Below are 16,728 nucleotides of genomic sequence, written 5' to 3' on the forward strand. Positions count from 1 at the left end.
AAAAAGGGAAGATCGCCGGTGACTGATAGGGAATTCGTGACCATCTCCGCCGGCGATCTTACCGCGCGCATCGCCACGCACGGGGCGGAACTCTGGTCGCTGACCGACCGGACCGGCCGCGAATACATGACCGATGCCGATCCGGCGTTCTGGACCGGCCATGCGCCGATCCTGTTCCCGATCGTCGGCGGGCTCAATGGCGATCGCTACCGGCTGGACGGGCAGGACTACGAACTGCCCCGCCACGGCTTCGCCCGCCATTCGGCCTTCGACGTGGTCGAGCAAGAGGAAGGCGCGGTTCGCCTACGCCTGGGCGACAGCGAGGGAACGCGGAAGGTCTATCCCTTCGCCTTCGTGCTCGATCTGGTGTTCCGCATCGATGGCGCGACGCTGCATGTGGCGGCGGAAGTCTCCAATCCCGGCGATGCGCCGATGCCGTTCAGCCTTGGCTATCACCCCGCCTTCGCTTGGCCGCTGCCCGGCGGCGCGCCCAAGGCGGAACACACCATTGCTTTCGAACAGGCCGAACCGCAGCCGATCCGCCGCATCGATCCGGCGACCGGCCTTGTCCTGCCGGAGCCGGTGCCGACGCTGGTGGAAGGCCATCTCTATCGCCCCGATGCCGCGGACTTCGTCGAGGACGCGGTGATCTGGGACCACCTTTCCAGCCGCGCGCTGACCTTCGGCGCGCCCGGTGGCGGCCAGCTTGCCGTGGCCTTCCCCGACATGCCGATGCTGGGCATCTGGCAGAAGCCGGGCGCCAACTATCTCTGCATCGAACCCTGGCAGGGCCATGCCGACCCGCTGGGCTATTCCGGCGACTTCCGCGCCAAGCCGGGCATGCTCTCGCTGGCCCCCGGGGCCAGCCGCCGCTTCCGCATGGACGTGACCGTCCTGACCGCTGATTGAAGGAGAACTCCATGAAGACCGCACTCGTAACCGGCGCCACCTCCGGTATCGGCGAAGCCTGTGCCCGCGCGTTCGTGGCGGCGGGCTGGCGCGTGATCGGCACCGGCCGCCGGGCCGAACGTCTGGACGCCCTGAAGGCCGAACTGGGCGCGGACAAGTTCCACGGCGCCGTGTTCGACGTGCGGGATGAAGCCGCGCGCGATGCCGCGCTGGCGGCGCTCCCGGCCGAGTTCGCCGGCATCGACTGCCTCGTCAACAATGCCGGCCTCGCGCTCGGCACGGAACCGGCACAGAGCGCCTCGCTCGATGCGTGGAAGACGATGATCGACACCAACGTTACCGCGCTGGTCTCGCTCACCCACAAGCTGCTGCCCGCGCTGGTGGGGCGCAAGGGGGCGATCGTGAACCTGTCCTCGGTGGCGGCGACCTACCCCTACACTGGCGGCAACGTCTACGGCGGCACCAAGGCTTTCGTGCACCAGTTCTCGCTGGGGCTGCGTTCGGACCTTGCCGGCACGGGCGTGCGCGTCACCTCGATCGAGCCGGGCATGGTGGAGACCGAATTCACGCTGGTCCGCACCGGTGGCAACCAGCAGGCTTCGGATACGCTCTATGGCGGCGCCAATCCGATGACGGCCGAGGATATCGCCGGAACCGTGCTGTGGGTGGCCACGCTGCCGGCGCACCTCAACATCAATACGCTGGAACTGATGCCGGTCAGCCAGTCCTTCGCCGGCTTCCAGGTCGCGCGTCAGGGCTGAGGCCTCAACCCCCTACCAATTCCCGTCATCCCCGCGAAGGCGGGGATCCCGCTTGTTCTTGCCATGTAGGGCGAAGGAAGCGGGCCCCCCCGCCTTCGCGGGGGCGACGAAGTGAATGGTCGGGAGTTGGGGCCGGACGCGCAGGCCCAAACGAAAAACGGGGGCTTCCGGATGTCCGGAAGCCCCCGTTTCTATGTCAGCGCTTCCGCCGGGATCAGCCGGTGATCCCCGCCGCCGCCAGCACCGCCAGCGTCAGCACTTCCGGGGCGATCGCGGTCATCGGCACGATCTGTACCGGCTTTTCCGCGCCGATCAGCATCGGCCCGATCGAGGTCGTCCCACCGATTTCCTTGAGCAGCTTGGCCGAGATATTGGCCGATTGCAGACCCGGCATGATCAGCACGTTGGCAGGCGCCGAAAGGCGGCTGAACGGATAGAGCTTCATGATCTTCGGGTTCAGCGCGGCGTCGGGGGCCATTTCGCCCTCGTACTCGAAGTCCGGCTTTTCCTCGTCGAGGATGCGGATAGCCTCGCGCGTCTGCTCCAGCCACTTGCCCGACGGGTTGCCGAAGGTGGAGTAGCTGAGGAAGGCCACGCGCGGTTCATGGCCAAGGCGGCGGGCGACGGCGGCGGTTTCCTTGGCGATCACCGCAAGCTGCTCGGCCGTCGGGCGCTCGTTGATCGTGGTGTCCGCCATGAACACGGTGTGGTTCTTGCCGACCAGCATGTGGATGCCGAAAGCCAGCTTGCCCTCGGCCGGGTCCAGCACGCGGCGCACTTCCTTGATGGTCTGCGCGAAGGGCCGGGTCATGCCGGTGATCATCGCATCGCCCACGCCCAGCTTGAGCAGGCCGGAGGCGAAGATGTTGCGATCGGTGTTGACCATGCGCTGCACGTCGCGCTGCAGGAAGCCGCGACGCTTCAGGCGCTCGTAGACCATCTCCACCATCGGGCCGACATGGTCGGACACCATCGAGTTCTCGATGTGGAAGCTTTCCGGATCGGGAACGCCCAGTTCGGCCATCTTGTCGAGGATGACCTGTGTGCGGCCCACCAGGATCGGTTCGCCATAGCCGAAATCGCGATACTGGATCGCCGCGCGCAGCACGACTTCGTTGTCGGCCTCGGCAAAGATCATCCGCTTGGGATTGGCGCGGACCTGTTCGTAGACGCGGGTGAGCACCGAAGTGGTCGGGTTCAGGCGCGCCTTCAGCTGATCGCGATAGGCTTCGAAATCCTCGATCGGGCGGCCGGCGACGCCCGAATCCATCGCCGCCTTGGCGACCGCCATCGACACCACTTCCATCAGGCGCGGATCGAACGGCGCCGGGATGATGTAGTCGCGGCCGAACTGCTGCGCTTCACCGTAAGCAGCCGCAACGTCTTCATGCACCTGCTCGCGCGCCAGTTCGGCAATGGCCTTGGCGGCGGCGATCTTCATCTCTTCATTGATCGCGGTTGCCGAAACGTCCAGCGCGCCGCGGAAGATGAAGGGGAAGCCCAGCACGTTGTTGACCTGGTTCGGATAGTCCGAACGGCCGGTGGCGACGATCGCGTCGGGCCGTACCGCCTTGGCTTCGGGCGGGGTGATTTCCGGATCGGGGTTGGCCATCGCGAAGATGATCGGTTCCGGCGCCATGTCCTTCACCATGTCCGGCGTCAGTGCGCCCTTGGCCGAGAGGCCCAGGAACACGTCCGCGCCGACGAGGGCTTCGGTCAGCGTGCGCTTGTCGGTCTTCACCGCGTGGGCGGACTTGAACTGGTCCACCTTCTCGCGGCCCGGATAGATGACGCCGCGCGTGTCGCATACCAGCACGTTCTCATGCTTCACGCCGATCGACTTGATCAGCGCGGTGCAGGCCAGCGCCGATGCGCCGGCGCCGTTCACCACCACCTTGATCTCGTCCAGCTTGCGGCCGGTGATGAGGCAGGCATTGATCAGGCCGGCGGCGGCGATGATCGCGGTGCCGTGCTGGTCGTCATGCATGACCGGGATGTTCATCCGTTCACGCAGGGCCTGCTCGATGATGAAGCATTCGGGCGCCTTGATATCCTCAAGGTTGATGCCGCCGAAGCTGGGTTCCATCATGGCGATGGCCTCGATCAGCGCGTCGGTATCTTCGCTGGCGAGTTCGATGTCGATGGAATCGACGTCGGCAAAGCGCTTGAAGAGCACGGCCTTGCCCTCCATCACCGGCTTGGATGCCAGTGCGCCAAGGTTGCCCATGCCCAGGATCGCGGTGCCGTTGGAGATCACGGCGACCAGGTTGCCCTTGGCGGTATAATCATAGGCGGTGGCGGGATCGTCGGCGATCGCCTGGACCGGAACGGCCACACCCGGGGAGTAGGCAAGCGAGAGGTCGCGTTGCGTGGCCATCGGCTTTGACGCAACAATCTCGATCTTACCGGGGCGCATGGTGCTGTGATAGAACAGCGCCTCGCGCTCGGTGAACTGGATCTTGGGCTTCTCGGACAAGCGTTTTCTCCCGGATATGGCAGGGGCCCTATCGAATGTTTGCACGACGCGATAGGGGAAAGGCGCGTGCGCGCCGCTTCACAAGAGCCGGGCCCGGGCGCTAACGCTCTCCCCCATGAGCAGCACTTCCGAAACCGCCGGCGTTACCCCGATGATGGCGCAGTACCTTGCCTTGCGCGAGGTGGCGGGCGACTGCCTGCTGTTCTATCGAATGGGCGATTTCTTCGAATTGTTCTTCGACGATGCGAAAACCGCAAGCCAGGTTCTCGACATTGCACTCACCACGCGCGGGGAGCACGGCGGCAAGCCGATTCCGATGTGCGGCGTGCCCGTCCACGCGGCAGAGGGTTACCTTGCCCGCCTGATCAAGGCAGGCTGCCGCGTGGCGATTGCCGAGCAGACCGAAACGCCGGCCGAAGCCAAGAAGCGTGGCGGCTCCAAGGCGCTGGTCCGGCGCGATATCGTCCGCTTCGTCACCGCCGGCACGCTGACCGAGGAAGCGCTGCTGGAACCGCGCCGCGCCAATGTGCTGGCGGCGGCCTGCGATCTGCGCGGCGTAGTGGGCATTGCCGCCTGCGACATCTCCACCGGGCGCATGGAACTGGAAGAGTGCCCGCCCGACCGGCTGGGTGCGGCGCTGGCTCGGCTGGGCGCGCGCGAACTGGTGGTGCCCGAGGGCTGGGAACTGGCGCCCGACGGCGCGATTGCGCGGTCCCCTCACGAATTCTCCTCCGATGGCGGTGATGAGCGGCTGAAGCTGGTGCACGGTGTCGCCACGCTTGATGGCTTCGGCACCTTCAGCCGCGCCATGCTGGCGGCGGCAGGCGGGCTGATCGCCTATCTCGACCATGTCGGGCGCGGCAAGCTGCCGCTGCTGCTGCCGCCCGAAGCGCGTGCCGGCGACGCGGCGCTGGCGATGGACGAGGCGACGCGCGCCAGCCTGGAAATCCTTGAGTCTTCGCAAGGCGGCCGCAAGGGCAGTCTGGTCGAGGCGATCGATCGCTGCGTCACCGGTGCCGGTGCGCGCCAGCTGGCCGAAGACCTCTCCGCCCCGCTGACCGACCGCCATGCGATTGCCGAGCGGCTGGAACTGGTCGAATGGCTGCATGACGATCACCTGCTGCGCGAGGATATGCGCGCGGCGCTGCGGGCGCTGCCCGATATCGGCCGCGCGCTGGGCCGCGTGGTGGCGGGGCGCGGCAGCCCGCGTGACCTTGGCCAGCTGCGCGACGGCCTTTCCGGTGCGCGCCGCATCGGGGACCGGCTGGCGCAGATGGACAGCCTGCCGGTGCTGCTCGACCGGCTGATGCCTGAACTGGGCGGACATGCCGGGCTGGTCGATCACTTCGCGCAGGCGCTGGTGGAAACCCCGCCGACCGAACGCGGGCAGGGCGGCTATATCGCCAGCGGCTATGACGCCGGACTGGATGAACTCCGCGTCACATCGGGCAATGCGCGCCGCGCGATTGCCGCGCTGGAGGCGAAGTACCGCGAGGAAACCGGCGTTGCCGCGCTGAAGATCAAGCACAACAACGTGCTTGGCTACTTCATCGAAGTGCCGCAGCGCCATGCCGACAAGCTGCTGGAGCCGGACAGTGGCTTCTCGCACCGCCAGACCATGGCCGGCGCCATGCGCTTCAACGCGCTGGCGCTGCATGAGGAGGCGAGCCGCATTACCGAGGCCGGCGCCCATGCACTGGCCGCCGAGGAAGCGCATTTCGAGGAACTGGTGGCCGAAGCCGTGGCGGCCCGCCATGCCATCGCCCGCACCGCTGCCGCGCTCGCTCGTTTCGACGTCGCCGCCGGCCAGGCCGAGCGCGCGGCAGAGGGTGGCTGGACCCGGCCCGAAGTGGTCGACGGCCTCTCGCTGGATATCGAAGGCGGCCGCCATCCGGTGGTCGAGGCCGCGCTGAAGCTTCAGGGCGAGCGCTTCGTCGCCAACGACTGCCGCCTCGCCAGCCATGACCGGCTCTGGCTGATCGGCGGCCCCAACATGGGCGGTAAGTCGACCTTCCTGCGCCAGAACGCGCTGATCGTGCTGCTGGCGCAGGCGGGTGGTTTCGTGCCGGCCAAGTCTGCGCGGATCGGCATGGTGGACCGCCTGTTCAGCCGCGTCGGCGCGTCGGACAACCTTGCGCGCGGGCGTTCGACCTTCATGGTCGAGATGGTGGAAACCGCCGCCATTCTGGCGCAGGCGACCGACCGCAGCTTCGTCATCCTCGACGAAGTGGGGCGCGGCACCTCGACCTATGACGGCCTTGCTCTGGCATGGGCGGTGGCCGAAGCCGTCCACGAAACCAATCGCTGCCGCTGCCTGTTCGCCACGCACTATCACGAGATGGCGCGGCTGGGCGAAACCTGCGAGGCGCTGTCGCTCCACCACGTCCGCGCGCGCGAGTGGAAGGGCGATCTGGTGCTGCTCCACGAACTGGCCGAGGGGCCGGCGGACCGCAGCTACGGCCTTGCCGTCGCGCGGCTTGCCGGGGTGCCGCCCAAAGTCATCAGCCGCGCCAAGTCGGTGCTGGAAAAGCTGGAGAAGGGCCGGGCGGAGACCGGCGGCCTCGCGGCTGGCCTCGGCGACCTGCCGCTGTTCGCGGCGGCGCAGGAAGCGCATGAGGAACAGTGCGACGCCCTGCGCGACAAGTTGCGCGAGATGGACATCGACGCGCTGAGCCCGCGCGATGCGCTGGAAATCCTCTACGACCTGAAGCGAGAGGCGGGCACGGAGTCTTAACCAGTCTGCGCTAGGCTGCGGGCATGTTCGGACCCAAGATCAGGAACGTCTTCAAGAGCCGTTGGCAGGCGCTGTTCTGGTCTGCGAGCGTGCTGCTGACCGCTTATTGCTCGGTACCCTCGACCGATGGCGACGACGATTCGGTGACGAAGTTCGCGGAAAACGTCGCGGCACGTGTCGGCCAGCAGAAGCCCGAGCACAAGAACCCGTGGGCGAAGGACCCGGCGCCGAACTGAATTGTTCGGTCAACGTCGCACATCGATCAACAATTCCCGTTGTCCCCGCGAAGGCGGGGACCCCGCTTTTCTTGGCGGGCGTGGCGAGAAGGAAGCGGGGCCTCCGCCTTCGCGGGGGCGACGAAGTGTTGTTGTAGAGGTGGCTCTCAGTTGTTTGTCCGGCGGATAGCCCGACGAAACACTATCTTAGCTATCGTCGTCCTCGAAATCCTCGTCGGCGGCGTTCTGCGCGCCGTAGCGGTTTTCAAGATCGTCCATCGTCTCCTCGCCGCGATAGGCGGACATGTCGATGACGCCGCTGGAATCCATCTGGTTCATGTGGTCGACCAGATCTTCGACGTCATCCTCGTCGTCTATGCCGCCTTTCACTTTCTCGCTGTCTTCCAGGCCGAACGGGTCGGTGGCGCGATCCTGTGCCTCTTCGGCAACGGACTGGGCCTGCGCGTCCTCGTCGTCCTGTTCGGAATTGAAGGTCTCGGGCGTGGAATCGTCTGGACGGTCGATCATGGCGAGTCTCCTTTGCCGGGTTAACGGCTAAGGGATCGTCCGGGTTCCGGTATTGGACGAACGCGACGGGAAGCGATCTTCCCGTCGCGCCTGTCGCTCAGCGCGTCGGAACCGGCACTTCGCCCGAGTAATCGTAGAAGCCCCGGCCGGACTTGCGGCCGTACCAGCCAGCCTCGACATACTTCTGCAGCAGCGGGGCAGGGCGGTACTTCGGATCGCCGGTGGTGGAGAGGAACACCTTCATGATCTCGTAAAGCGTATCGAGGCCCACGAAGTCTGCCAGCGTCAGCGGGCCCATCGGGTGATTGGCGCCCAGCCGCATGCCCGCATCGATATCCTCGACCGAGGCGAGCCCTTCGCCCAGCACGAAGATCGCCTCGTTGAGCAGCGGGCAGAGGATGCGGTTGACCACGAAGCCCGGGGCATCGCCGGCCAGCACGACGGTCTTGCCCAGCGCTTCGCCGAAAGCCTTCATCCGCGCGGTGGTTTCCGGTGAGGTCGCAAGGCCGGGGATCACTTCCACCAGGCCCATCACCGGCACCGGGTTGAAGAAGTGCAGCCCGCAGAACCGCGCGGCATCGGGCGAGCTGGCGGCCATGCGGGTGATCGGGATCGAACTGGTGTTCGAGGCCAGGATCGCATTCGCGCCCAGAACTTCGCCCACGGCGGCGAAGATCTTCAGCTTGATATCCTCACGCTCGGTCGCGGCCTCGATGATCAGGTCGCAATCGCCCATCGTCGAATAGTCGCCCGCCGTGGTGATGCGGGGCAGCAGTGCGTCGACATCGGCCTGCGCGATCTTTTCCTTGGCCACCAGCCGGGCGAGGCCCTTGGCAATGCCGGCCTTGCCCTTTTCGGCGATATCGATCGCAATATCGGACAGGACCACGTCCATGCCCTTGCTGGCCACGGTCTGGGCGATGCCCGAACCCATGATGCCCGCGCCGATGATTCCGACTTTCCGCACTGCCAAACTCCTCTGATGATCCCGTTGTTCCGGCTGGATTATCACCGGCGATCGGGAAGGGAACCTAGAGCATTTTCAAGTTGACCGTTTACGGCCAACGTCTCGGAAAATGCGGCATAAACGGCCGAGACCGTCTTCGACCTGTGTGAAGACGGCCTAGCGATTCTGGCCGGGCACCCAAAGCACGTCGTCCGCGCCGCCCGAATTCACCGCCCGGGCGAGGACGAAGAGGTAGTCGCTGAGGCGATTGATATAAGCGAGCGCGGCCGGATTGGCCGGCACTTCGGCCGCCATGGCGACGGCGGCACGCTCCGCCTTGCGGGCAGAGGCGCGGGCCACGTGAACACGCGCGGCGGCTTCGCTGCCGCCAGGCAGGATGAAGCTCTTGAGCGGCTGGAGATGGGCGTTGATCGCGTCGATCTCGCCTTCCAGCCAGGTGACTTGCGGGAATACGATCCGCAAGGTCATTTCACCGGGGGTGAAGTCGTCGCCCGGCGTCGCAAGATCCGCGCCCAGATCGAACAGGTCGTTCTGGATGCGCGTGAGCACGGCGGCGTGCGGCGTTTGCGTGAGCGCGCAGACGGCAAGGCCGATGGCGCAGTTCGTCTCGTCCACCGCGCCGATCGCTTCCATGCGCGCGGCGTACTTGGGCAGGCGGGATCCGTCGACGAGGCCCGTGGTGCCGTCGTCACCCGTGCGGGTGTAAATCTTGTTGAGCTTTACCAATGTATCAGCGCGCCATCGCCAGCAGGATCGCGCAGACCACCACGGCGGCGGCCTGATACTTGATGCGGTTGAACATCATCTTGTTCTGCAGAAGCTGGTTTGCGGTCGGCCCCGTGGCGTTCGGATCGCGGTGCAGGTCTTCCTTCGTGCTCTGCATGAAAGCGACGATGCCGCGCACGAGGCTGACGACGACCATGATCATCAGCAGGATGATGATGGGGATGAGAATGGTGCTCATGCCTGTTGGTCTACGCCCGCCGAGAGCGAAATGCCAGCGGGGAAGCGGCCCTGCCGAAGCGCCTCCACGATGGCTTTGCCGTCCTCTCCTGCACGCCGCCGGTCGCCCAGCGAAGGGGATCCGCGTCGCTTGGCCAGCTTGCGTCCATCGGGCTCCACAAGCAGCGGGTGATGGTGCCAGACCGGCACCGGCAGGCCGAGCAGCGCCTGCAGCAGCCGGTGGACATGGCTGGCCGGAAACAGGTCCATCCCGCGCGTGACCAAGGTGATGCCGTCCGCAGCATCGTCCAGCGTGGCGGCGAGGTGGTAGCTGGCGGGCAGATCCTTGCGCAGGAGCACGACATCGCCGAAAATCTCAGGGGTGGCACGCTGGGGGCCGGCGAGTTCGTCGGTCCATTCCAGCGGTCCGGTCAGGTCCAGCGCGCGCGTGACGTCAAGCCGCCATGCCGCGCCTTCCGGATCGACCTGTTCATGGCGGCAGGTGCCGGGGTAGACCGGCCCGTCAGGCCCCATCTGCGTGGCGGCGGCGGCAATCTCGGCGCGGGTGCAGTGGCAGGGATAGAGCAGGCCCATGGCCTTCAGGCGCTCACCCGCTTCGGCATAGCTGCTGAGGCGGCGCGACTGGAAGCCCGCTTCGCCATCCCATGCGAGGCCGAGCCATTCGAGGTCCAGAAAGAACTCCTCGACGAATTCGGAGCGGCTGCGTTCGCCGTCGATATCCTCGATCCGCAACAGAAATTCGCCGCCGCCAAAGCCATGTCGTTGCCGGGCAAGGTCATGCGCCACCACGGCCGCATAGGCATGGCCAAGGTGGAGCGGGCCGTTGGGGCTGGGGGCGAAGCGGGTTCGGATCATCTTCCGGCATCCCTAGCCGTTGCAGGGCTTGTCGCAAGGGCCTGTAACCCTGTGGGTAAGTCGGGGATAGTTTGTGTGCTGTCTGTGGGCGAGTTGTGGGCAGGTTGTGGAATCATTGTGGCGAAGCTGTGGATTGTTGTATGGAGCCGACCCCGCCTCGGCTTGACGCCGACTCGTGTAGATGCTGCAAAGAAACCCATGCGTTGCCATGAAACCGCAATGACAGCCTGCGACAGGAGGCCATGCTCAGATCGGAGCTGATCGAGCGCGCGGCCCGGTTCCGCAGCGCGGAGGATGACCCCTCCCGAAGTCTTTCGGACTGCCCTGCGCTAGTGCTTAATGCGGATTACACGCCGCTTTCCTACTACCCCCTCAGCCTCTGGCCCTGGCAGACCGCGATCAAGGCGATCTGTCTCGAAAGAGTGGACATCATCTCCAGCTACGACCGGGTGGTCCACAGCCCCAGCTGGTCGATGCAGATCCCCTCGGTCATCGCGCTTCGCCAATATGTGAAGCCTTCCGAATTCCCCGCGTTCACGCGTTTCAACCTGTTCCTGCGCGATCGCTTCAGCTGCCAGTACTGCGGCTCTCCCCACCAGCTTACCTTCGACCATGTGGTGCCGCGCCGGCTTGGCGGGCGGACGAGCTGGGAAAACATCCTCACCGCCTGTGCGCCCTGCAACCTGAAGAAGGGCGGACGCACGCCGAAGCAGGCGAACATGCCGCCGCTGGTCGCGCCGATCCGGCCTACCAGCTGGCAATTGCAGGAACGCGGCCGCGCCTTCCCGCCGAACTATCTCCACGAAACCTGGCGCGACTGGCTCTATTGGGACATCGAGCTGGAGGCCTGAGTGCGCCCCGCCTTCGGGCAGGCGCCGACCGGGCTTCCTTGTGCATTCGCATCGGCCGGTTATGGTCTTGGCATGCGACGCGCTGCTTTCTCCTTGATCTTGCTGGCGACAATCAGCGTCGCAGGGTGTTCGCAGCCTGAGCGGATCGCCTGCACGGCCCCCCGGGCCCATTGGAAGGATTCCCGATCGATCTCGGCCGAAGGCGTTCAAAACCGGATCGCGCTGGACCGGCATGGGGCGGCCTATTGGAACGGCGTATCGGTTTCGAGCGGGGAAGTGACGGCGCTTCTCGAAAAAGCGCGGACATATCAGCCGATGCCGGCAATCGTGCTTCAGACCGAGATGGGAACACCGTGCAGGGCCCTCGATAGGTTGCGCGACAAGATCGACCGGATTTACGAGTGCAGGAAGAAAGACCACGTCTGCGTCGAAGGCATAGCGGACCCGGTTCCGTTGCCGCCATCGAAGGCAATTGGCCCTCAGGCGAATCGGTAGACCGGTCGATCAAATTCCCAGCATTTCGGGGCGGAACAGCCGCTTACGCGATACTCGCTTGCCGGAAAGCATGAACTGGCCGTCACCGAGGTAGTGCACGAACTCCGGTTCCTTGGGGCTGACGGCGGCGCGGATGCGCAGGACTTCGAGGATGAACAGGTCATACTGCGCCACCATGGCGTCGTCGTGGATGCGGCATTCAAGCTGGGCGTGGCATTGCGGCAGCAGCGGGGCGGTGACATGGCGGGCAGGCTCGCGCTCGATGCCGAACTCCGCGAACTTGTCGACCTTCGCGCCGCTGCAATTGCCGATCCGCACCACGGTATCGAGCAGGGCACTGGTTGGCACGTTGATCGTGCAATTCCCGCTCCGGCGCAGTATGGCGTGGCTGTGGTTGCCGCGTGAGACGAGGCAGGAGATCAACGCAGGCGTGAATTCCAGCACCTGATGCCAGCCCATCGTCATCACGTTATCCCGCCCGCCATCATGGGTGGCGAGCAGGACGACTGGGCCGGGTTCCAGGAAGTGCCGTGCGTGAGAGGGGGGAAGGTCGTGCCACTGCGCCATGCCGTGCTCCTTTGCCGGGGCCGGTCAAGGAGCGCGTCAGGCGGGAGCGGGTTCCCTCAGTGAAGGGTTTCGGCTTCCGGCGAAGCGGCGTCCACTCCTTGGTCCACGGCGGTGGTGAGTGCCACGTCCATCGTCACATTGCCGACCGTGCGCATCAGGTCCGGCAGCACTTCCACCGCGACCAGCACGCCCAGCGGCCAGAGCGGCACGCCCATGGCAGCGGCGATCGGCCCGATCGAGGAAACGAAGCTGATCGTGCCGGGTAGGGAGACGGCGCCGAACGTAGTCGCAAAGGCCACCAGCGCGCCGGCGGCAAGGGCGCCGGTGGTGAGTTCGAGCCCGGCCAGCTTGGCGGCATAGACGGCAACCGCCATGTTCATCGCCGGGCCCGTGGCGCGGAACAGGGTGACGGCCAGCGGCAGCACGAATTCCGAAGTCGTCGCCGAAACGCCCAGCTTGCGGCTGGAAGCGAGCATGGCGGGGACCGTCGCGATCGAGGACTGGGTGGAGATGGCGACGATCTGCGCGGGCAGCATCGCGGCGGCAAAGGCCGGCAGCGAGCGGCGGCCGGAGAATACGGCGATCAGGTAGCCGGCGACCATCACCACGGTGCCCACGGCGGTCACCAGCACGATGTAGTGCGCCAAAGCGCCCAGCGCGGCACCGCCGCTGCGCACGCCCAGGCCGAAGCCCAGCGCGAAAACGCCGATGGGGGCCAGCATCAGCACCCAGCCGATCACCACCATCATCGCGCCGGCCAGCCCCTCGAACAGCACCGCCAGCAGGCGGCGCGGCTCGTCCGCCAGTTTGGTGGAGGCGATGGCGAAGAGGGCGACGAAGACGATCACCGGCAGCATCGCATCCGCCGCAGCGGCCGAAATCACGTTCTCCGGCATCAGCGAGGAGAGGAAATCGGCGATCCCCGGAACTTTGCCCGGATCCTCCGGATGGGCGAACTGCACGCCGGCGGGGATCGGGAAGAACTTGAGCAGCAGCGGCATGGCCACCGCGCCCAAAGTGGCGCTGAAGGCCAGAAAGCCGACGATGGTGCCCAGCGTGCGCCGCGCCATGGCGCCGGCCTGCGCGACGGCGATGGTCTCGACAATGCCCGAAAACAGCAGCCCGGCGACCAGCGGCAGGATCGTCATCTGCAGGCCCTGCAGCCACAGCGAGCCGATGGGGCCGACTGCTTCGAGCACGGGCACGGCTTCCGGCTTGCCCGCAAGGACGAGGCCGAGGACCAGTCCGCCGACAAGGCCGATCAGCGTCAGCGTGCCGGGAACGCGAATCTCGGGAATGCGGGAGGCACTCGTTTCGGCGGCCATGGGGCTAGGGGTATTCATCGGGCTCCTGGGGAAATGCGACCTTCGTCGTTGTTCTCCATAATGTCCTGCGCGGCGCATGGCAATTTACCCTGGGCTTGGGTAAGAGCACGCGTCATTCGCCATTCACGAGATGGTCGCCAAGGGGCAGGTCATGAGCAGACAATATTTCGGCACCGACGGCATTCGCGGCCGCACCAACCAGGGCGCTATGACCGCCGCCATCGCCATGAAGGTCGGTCAGGCGGCCGGCACGCGCTTTCTGCGCGGCACGCACCGCCACCGCGTGGTGATTGGCAAGGATACGCGGCTTTCGGGTTACATGCTGGAAAACGCCATGGTCGCCGGTTTCACCAGCGTCGGCATGGACGTGGTGCTGCTGGGCCCGATGCCGACCCCGGCGGTCGCCCTGCTGACCCGCGAACTGCGCGCCGACGTAGGCGTGATGATCTCCGCCAGCCACAACCCTTACGAGGATAACGGCATCAAGCTGTTCGGCCCCGATGGCTTCAAGCTTTCCGACGAGGATGAGCTGGCGATCGAGGCGATGCTGGCGCAGGACATTCCGCTCGCCGCGTCCGAGGAAATCGGCCGGGCCCGCCGCATCGATGACGCGCGGGGCCGTTATATCCACGCCGTGAAGCGCTCGCTGCCGGAGGCGGTGCGTCTGGATGGGCTGAAGATCGCAGTCGATTGCGCCAATGGCGCGGCCTATCAGGTGGCCCCTTCGGCCTTCTGGGAACTGGGCGCCGAAGTCGTGTCGATCGGCGTGACGCCGAACGGCAAGAACATCAACGCCAAGTGCGGCTCCACCCATGTCGAAGCGCTGCAGGAAACCGTGGTTTCTTCCGGCGCGGACATCGGCATTGCCCTCGATGGCGATGCCGACCGGCTGATCGTGGTGGACGAGAAGGGCAAGACCGTCGACGGCGACCAGATCATGGCGCTGATCGGCACCCAGCTGGCCGCGCGCGGCGCTCTGCGTGGTGGCGGCGTGGTGGCGACGGTGATGTCGAACCTCGGTCTTGAACGGTATCTCAACGCGCAGGGCCTGACGCTGGAGCGCACCAAGGTGGGCGACCGTCACGTGCTGGAGCGGATGCGTGCGGGCGGCTTCAATGTCGGCGGCGAACAGTCCGGCCACATGATCCTGCTCGACCATGCGACCACCGGCGATGGCACTGTGGCGGCGCTGCAAGTGCTGGCCGCGCTGGTCCAGTCGGGCAAGCCGGCGAGCGAGATGCTGCACCTGTTCGATCCCGTCCCGCAGCTTCTGCGCAATGTGCGTTTCGCCGGAGGGAAGCCGCTTGAGGCCGACCGGGTGAAGGCGGTGATTGCCGAGGCCGAGGCCGCGCTGAACGGCAAGGGCCGCCTGGTGATCCGCGCTTCGGGCACGGAGCCGGTGATCCGCGTCATGGCGGAAGGGGACAATGCCGGTGAGGTCGAGGCGGCGGTCGCCTCGATCTGCGCCGCCGTGGAAGAGGCTGCTGCGTAATCCTTCGACAGGCTCAGGATGAGCGGGAGATTTTGAATGCTTGAAATGCGCCCCGATTGCGAACGCTGCGGCACCGATCTGCCGGCCGAGGCGCCCGGCGCCTTCATCTGCAGCTTCGAATGCACGTTCTGTGTCGAATGTGCCGAAGCACTGGACGATCTTTGCCCCAATTGCAGCGGCGAACTGGTCGACCGGCCGACGCGCGCGAAGCGGCATTTCGATTCCGCGCCTCCCTCCAAGGAGCGGCGCTTCAAGGGGTAACGGCACCGAGGCTTGTCGAAGTGCGATGGTGCTGCCATCAGCCCAACGCATGACGACACCGCTCTTGACGCCGCCGGCCCGCATCCTGTCCATCGCCGGTTCCGATTCCTCGGGCGGCGCGGGCATTCAGGCCGATATCAAGACGATCACCGTGCTGGGCGGTTATGCCATGACGGCGATCACCGCGATCACCGCGCAGAATACCTGCGGCGTGACGGACGTGGTGGCGCTCTCGCCCGAGATGGTGGCGGCGCAGATCGATGCCTGCGTCAGCGATGTCGGCGTCGACGCGGTGAAGATCGGTATGCTGGGCAGCCCGGAGATCGCGCATGTCGTGGCCGAGCGGCTGGAAGCGCTGAATGTGCCGGTGGTGTTCGATCCGGTGATGATCGCCACCAGCGGATCGATCCTCGCGGACAAGGCGACGATCGCGGCTTTCGAACGGCTTATGGCGCTGGCCACGCTGACGACGCCCAATGTCCCCGAACTGGCCGTGCTGGGCGGTGACGAGGGCATGGCCGCGCGCGGCGTGACTTATATCGCCAAGGGCGGCGATGCCGACGGGCCGGTGGTCGAGGATCGTCTTGTTCGCGCGGGCGAGCCGCCGCTGCTATGGACCGCCCCGCGCATCGAGACGCGCCACAGCCACGGCACCGGCTGCACGTTTTCCAGCGCCATCGCCACCTGCATGGGGCGCGGCGACGATCTGGTGTCGGCTGTGGAGCAGGCGCGGGACTTCGTGCGCGCCGCCTTGCTGGCCGCGCCGGGCTTCGGCGCCGGGCATGGTCCGCTGGGGCATCACGCAATCCGCTGAAGGTCTATCGCGGCGCGTCGAGCCGCAAGTAGACGCTGTCGCACCAGACATCGCCCACTTGCCACGTCCGCGCGGCGCGGCCGGTTTCCTGAAAGCCCAGCCGCGAAAGCAGTGCCAGCGAGCATTCGTTACGCGGATCGACGTCCGCAGTCACATGCGGCAGCCGGTGAACCGCAAAGGTCCGGCCAATCACCGCTTCCAGCGCCTCTCGCGCGAAACCCCGGCCCCAGAACGCGGGATCGAGGATGAAACCGATCTCCGGAAAGCGCCAGAGACCGGCCTTGCCGATTACCCGGCCATCCAGCGTGACGATGAAGTCCTCGCCCCGATCCGGCGGAATGGCAATCATCCCGGCCAGCCAGTCGCGCGTCTCGGAAATGTCGGTGTGGGGAGGCCGTGACCAGTAAGCCATGGCCTCCGGCTGCACGAAGATCGCGTGGAGCGCTTCGGCATCGCCGGCAAGGGCAGGGCGCAGCAGCAGCCTTTCGGTGCGAAGCTGCGCCCCGTTCATCCCA

At 66.1% G+C, this 16,728-nt stretch carries 18 protein-coding genes; 9 read left to right on the forward strand and 9 right to left on the reverse strand.

The features are described 5' to 3' along the window. Nucleotides 1-18 precede the first annotated feature (18 nt). Nucleotides 19-909 carry an aldose 1-epimerase family protein gene (locus ACZ1JV_RS09730; protein WP_465151404.1) on the forward strand — a complete coding sequence of 297 codons (891 nt, stop codon included), beginning with the start codon at nucleotides 19-21 and terminating at the stop codon, nucleotides 907-909. 11 nt (nucleotides 910-920) lie between these two features. Beyond that, entirely contained in the window at nucleotides 921-1,670 is a 750-nt protein-coding gene (locus ACZ1JV_RS09735) for an SDR family NAD(P)-dependent oxidoreductase (RefSeq protein ID WP_465151405.1), read from the forward strand. Nucleotides 1,671-1,884: 214 nt separating this feature from the next. Here the strand turns inward: ACZ1JV_RS09735 and ACZ1JV_RS09740 are convergent, their stop codons facing one another. Beyond that, nucleotides 1,885-4,086 (reverse strand): NADP-dependent malic enzyme, encoded by a 2,202-nt coding sequence (locus tag ACZ1JV_RS09740; RefSeq protein ID WP_465152536.1) that lies wholly within the window; start codon nucleotides 4,084-4,086, stop codon nucleotides 1,885-1,887. Nucleotides 4,087-4,261: 175 nt separating this feature from the next. On the opposite strand from ACZ1JV_RS09740, the gene mutS reads away from it, so the two are divergent. Together mutS and ACZ1JV_RS09750 are read left to right on the forward strand one after the other, a co-directional pair. Beyond that, nucleotides 4,262-6,880 carry a DNA mismatch repair protein MutS gene (mutS, locus tag ACZ1JV_RS09745; RefSeq protein ID WP_465151406.1) on the forward strand — a complete coding sequence of 873 codons (2,619 nt, stop codon included), beginning with the start codon at nucleotides 4,262-4,264 and terminating at the stop codon, nucleotides 6,878-6,880. 23 nt (nucleotides 6,881-6,903) lie between these two features. After that, nucleotides 6,904-7,116 (forward strand): hypothetical protein, encoded by a 213-nt coding sequence (locus tag ACZ1JV_RS09750; RefSeq protein ID WP_465136566.1) that lies wholly within the window; start codon nucleotides 6,904-6,906, stop codon nucleotides 7,114-7,116. A 186-nt stretch (nucleotides 7,117-7,302) separates the two neighbouring features. Here ACZ1JV_RS09750 and ACZ1JV_RS09755 read toward each other — a convergent pair whose 3' ends face one another. From ACZ1JV_RS09755 to gluQRS, 5 genes are all read right to left on the reverse strand, one after another. Beyond that, entirely contained in the window at nucleotides 7,303-7,623 is a 321-nt protein-coding gene (locus ACZ1JV_RS09755) for a hypothetical protein (RefSeq protein WP_465151407.1), read from the reverse strand. A gap of 97 nt (nucleotides 7,624-7,720) precedes the next feature. Then, nucleotides 7,721-8,590 carry a 3-hydroxyacyl-CoA dehydrogenase family protein gene (locus ACZ1JV_RS09760; RefSeq protein WP_465151408.1) on the reverse strand — a complete coding sequence of 290 codons (870 nt, stop codon included), beginning with the start codon at nucleotides 8,588-8,590 and terminating at the stop codon, nucleotides 7,721-7,723. A 156-nt stretch (nucleotides 8,591-8,746) separates the two neighbouring features. Continuing rightward, nucleotides 8,747-9,316, reverse strand: coding sequence for a cob(I)yrinic acid a,c-diamide adenosyltransferase (locus tag ACZ1JV_RS09765; RefSeq protein ID WP_465151409.1), 570 nt, complete (start codon nucleotides 9,314-9,316; stop codon nucleotides 8,747-8,749). A gap of 4 nt (nucleotides 9,317-9,320) precedes the next feature. Further along, on the reverse strand, nucleotides 9,321-9,554 hold the full coding sequence (locus ACZ1JV_RS09770; protein WP_465136562.1) for a hypothetical protein: 234 nt from the start codon (nucleotides 9,552-9,554) through the stop codon (nucleotides 9,321-9,323). Next, nucleotides 9,551-10,408, reverse strand: a complete 858-nt coding sequence (gluQRS, locus tag ACZ1JV_RS09775; protein ID WP_465151410.1) for a tRNA glutamyl-Q(34) synthetase GluQRS — start codon at nucleotides 10,406-10,408, stop codon at nucleotides 9,551-9,553. The genes ACZ1JV_RS09770 and gluQRS overlap by 4 nt, the downstream gene beginning before the upstream one ends. Nucleotides 10,409-10,650: 242 nt before the next feature. On the opposite strand from gluQRS, the gene ACZ1JV_RS09780 reads away from it, so the two are divergent. Together ACZ1JV_RS09780 and ACZ1JV_RS09785 are read left to right on the forward strand one after the other, a co-directional pair. Continuing rightward, on the forward strand, nucleotides 10,651-11,259 hold the full coding sequence (locus ACZ1JV_RS09780) for an HNH endonuclease (RefSeq protein ID WP_465136560.1): 609 nt from the start codon (nucleotides 10,651-10,653) through the stop codon (nucleotides 11,257-11,259). Then, nucleotides 11,260-11,754, forward strand: coding sequence for a hypothetical protein (locus ACZ1JV_RS09785; protein WP_465136559.1), 495 nt, complete (start codon nucleotides 11,260-11,262; stop codon nucleotides 11,752-11,754). Nucleotides 11,755-11,763: 9 nt separating this feature from the next. Here ACZ1JV_RS09785 and ACZ1JV_RS09790 read toward each other — a convergent pair whose 3' ends face one another. Both ACZ1JV_RS09790 and ACZ1JV_RS09795 read right to left on the reverse strand, forming a co-directional pair. Continuing rightward, the gene (locus ACZ1JV_RS09790) at nucleotides 11,764-12,321 is read right to left on the reverse strand and encodes a flavin reductase family protein (RefSeq protein WP_465151411.1); all 558 of its coding nucleotides are present in this window, start codon (nucleotides 12,319-12,321) and stop codon (nucleotides 11,764-11,766) included. Between the two features lie 56 nt (nucleotides 12,322-12,377). Continuing rightward, complete coding sequence (locus tag ACZ1JV_RS09795; RefSeq protein ID WP_465151412.1) at nucleotides 12,378-13,664, reverse strand: dicarboxylate/amino acid:cation symporter; 1,287 nt, start codon at nucleotides 13,662-13,664, stop codon at nucleotides 12,378-12,380. A gap of 133 nt (nucleotides 13,665-13,797) precedes the next feature. Between ACZ1JV_RS09795 and glmM the strand changes: the two genes are divergently transcribed. From glmM to thiD, 3 genes are read left to right on the forward strand one after another with little or no spacing between them, the layout of a single operon-like run. After that, nucleotides 13,798-15,138: a phosphoglucosamine mutase gene (gene glmM / locus ACZ1JV_RS09800; protein ID WP_465151413.1), complete on the forward strand. Its 1,341-nt coding sequence runs from the start codon at nucleotides 13,798-13,800 to the stop codon at nucleotides 15,136-15,138. A gap of 36 nt (nucleotides 15,139-15,174) precedes the next feature. Then, complete coding sequence (locus ACZ1JV_RS09805) at nucleotides 15,175-15,399, forward strand: DUF1272 domain-containing protein (RefSeq protein ID WP_465136555.1); 225 nt, start codon at nucleotides 15,175-15,177, stop codon at nucleotides 15,397-15,399. A gap of 49 nt (nucleotides 15,400-15,448) precedes the next feature. Next, the gene (gene thiD / locus ACZ1JV_RS09810; RefSeq protein ID WP_465151414.1) at nucleotides 15,449-16,213 is read left to right on the forward strand and encodes a bifunctional hydroxymethylpyrimidine kinase/phosphomethylpyrimidine kinase; all 765 of its coding nucleotides are present in this window, start codon (nucleotides 15,449-15,451) and stop codon (nucleotides 16,211-16,213) included. A 4-nt stretch (nucleotides 16,214-16,217) separates the two neighbouring features. On the opposite strand, the gene ACZ1JV_RS09815 is transcribed toward thiD, so the two are convergent. After that, nucleotides 16,218-16,724: a GNAT family N-acetyltransferase gene (locus ACZ1JV_RS09815; RefSeq protein ID WP_465151415.1), complete on the reverse strand. Its 507-nt coding sequence runs from the start codon at nucleotides 16,722-16,724 to the stop codon at nucleotides 16,218-16,220. Nucleotides 16,725-16,728: the final 4 nt, after the last annotated feature.

It is taken from the genome of Novosphingobium sp. BL-S-19, from assembly GCF_055521675.1.